General features: G+C 69.6%; 3 protein-coding genes. All 3 read right to left on the reverse strand.

What is annotated here, in order from left to right; all coding sequences use genetic code 11:
- Positions 1 to 452, reverse strand: a 452-nt coding sequence (gene murI, locus JOZ00_RS23545; protein ID WP_293348871.1) for a glutamate racemase, incomplete at its 3' end; no start/stop codon positions are given.
- Positions 453 to 463: 11 nt separating this feature from the next.
- Positions 464 to 1,486, reverse strand: a complete 1,023-nt coding sequence (locus JOZ00_RS23550; RefSeq protein WP_293348874.1) for an alpha-hydroxy acid oxidase — start codon at positions 1,484 to 1,486, stop codon at positions 464 to 466.
- Between the two features lie 10 nt (positions 1,487 to 1,496).
- Positions 1,497 to 2,329, reverse strand: an 833-nt coding sequence (locus tag JOZ00_RS23555) for a cysteine synthase family protein (protein WP_293348877.1), incomplete at its 5' end; no start/stop codon positions are given.

Here is a 2,329-nt window from a genome sequence, read left to right on the forward strand (position 1 = left end):
AACTCGACGAAGCCGGGGCAGGCGGCGCATGCGAGCGTGACGGGTGCACGCTGGGCGCGTACCGAGCGCTGGTAGGCACCCGACGAGATCGTGCCGACGGTGCCGATCACGCCGACCTTGTTGTTGCGCGTGGCGGACAGCATCGCCCGCACACCAGCGTCGATCACACCGATGACCGGCACCTCGAACTCGAACCGCAGCAGGTCGAGGGCCGCCGCCGACGCGCTGTTGCACGCCACCACCACCAGCTTCACGTCGTGGCGCTCGACGAGCAGCCGGGTGATTTGCAAGGCGAACTCCCGCACCTCGTGGTGCGGGCGCGGCCCGTAGGGGGACCGTTCGGTGTCGCCGAAGTACACGAGATCCTCACCGGGGAGCAGGTCGATCAGGGCGCGGGCCACGGTGAGTCCGCCGAACCCGCTGTCGAACATCCCGATGGGACCGTCGTGCACGACCGACGAATCTACGGCGTGACGAGGTCGCGGGAAATTTCCGAGACGGACTTGGCGCCGGCCAGCGCCATGGCCAGGACGAGCTCGTGGGTGAGGGCGCGGAGGAGCCGGCGTACGCCTTCGGAACCGTCGGTGGCCAGCGCCCACAGCACGGGCCGGCCCACCAATACCCCGTGAGCGCCGAGCGCCAGCGCCCGCACCACGTCGACTCCGCGGCGGATGCCGCCGTCGACATAGACCTCGCCTGCGTCGCCGACCGCGTCGACCACCTCCGGCAGCGCGTCGACCGACGCGATGGCGCCGTCGAGCTGGCGTCCGCCGTGGTTCGACACGATCACGCCCGCCGCGCCCGCGTCGATGCACGCCCGAGCGTCGTCGGCCCGCAGCACGCCTTTGACCAGCACCGGCAGCCCGCTCAGGTCGAGCAGCCAGCCGATGTCGTCGAACGTGATGTCGGGAGCCTGGTCGATGACGCCGGAGTCGCTCGCCTCGGCGATCGCCTCACCCACGTTGGACGGGATCACGAACTCATTCCGCACGTCGCGGAGGCGACGGCCGACGTAGGGCGTGTCACCGGTGAGCACCAGGGCACTGAACCCGGCGGCGGCCGCCCGCTTCACCTGATCCTCGGTCTTGGCCCGGTCCTGCAGCACATACACCTGGTACCAGCGGGGACCGTCGCCGCTGGCGGCGGCCACGTCCTCCACGCGCGTGGTTGACCGCGTCGACAGCACAAGCAGGTTGCCCGCGGCGGCGGTGCCGCGCGCCGTCGCCTCTTCGCCATCGGGATGCGCCATGCGGTGGAACGCGGTCGGCGCCACGTGAATGGGTGACGCCACCGGCACACCGAGCGCGGTGGTGGACGTGTCGACGTTCGACACGTCGCGCAACACGCGCGGACGCAACCGGACGCGGTCCCACGCGGCGACGTTGTCGGCCAGCGTCACTTCATCGCCGGCCGCCCCCGCGAAGTAGTCGTACACACCGGGCGGCAGGAGCTGGCGGGCCTGCTCCTCGAGCTCGACGAGGTCCACGCCGCGATGCTTACCAGTAGTTGATCTTCTGGGCCCGTTCCGTGACCGTCTCGAGGTCGTCGGTCCACGCGCCCGACGACAGGTACTTCCAGCCCGCGTCGGGCGCCACGATCACGATCGTGCCGCGCTCGATGGCCTTGGCGCACTTGAGGGCGCCCATGAGCACGGCGCCCGACGAGATGCCCGCGAACACGCCGACCTCGATGAACTTGCGGGTGCCTTCGATGGAGTCCTTGGGCCCCACGACCGTCTTGCGGTCGAGCAACTCGGCGCCGTTGTTGTCCTCGAAGATCGGCGGGATGTAGCCGTCGTCGAGGTTTCGCAGCCCGTCGACCGTCTCCCCTGCGGGCGGTTCGACCGCCCACACCTCGACCGCGGGATTCTGTTCCTTGAGGAAGCGCCCGACGCCGAGCAGCGTGCCCGAGGTACCCAGGCCCGCAACGAAGTGCGTGATGTCCGGGCAGTCCCGCCAGATCTCGGGGCCCGTGTGTTGGTAGTGCGCTTTGGGATTGGCAGCATTCGCGTACTGGTACAGGAAAACCCACTCGGGGTGCTCATCTGCGAGCGCCCTCGCCATCCTGACTGCGCCGTTCGAGCCCTCCGAGCCCGGCGACTCGATGATCTCGGCGCCCCACAGCTCGAGGAGCTGGCGGCGCTCGACGGAGACGTTCGTTGGCAATACGACCTTGAGGTGATAATCCCGCAGCCTGCAGACCAGCGCGAGCCCGATGCCGGTGTTGCCTGAGGACGGCTCGATCAGCACCTGGCCGGGCTGACCCGGCCGCAGGAGGCCGTCGGTCTCCGCCTGTTGGACGAGCGAGAGGGCCACGCGGTCCTTGACTG

The sequence above is a fragment of the Mycobacterium sp. genome, assembly GCF_019243155.1.
Taxonomy (GTDB): domain Bacteria; phylum Actinomycetota; class Actinomycetes; order Mycobacteriales; family Mycobacteriaceae; genus Mycobacterium.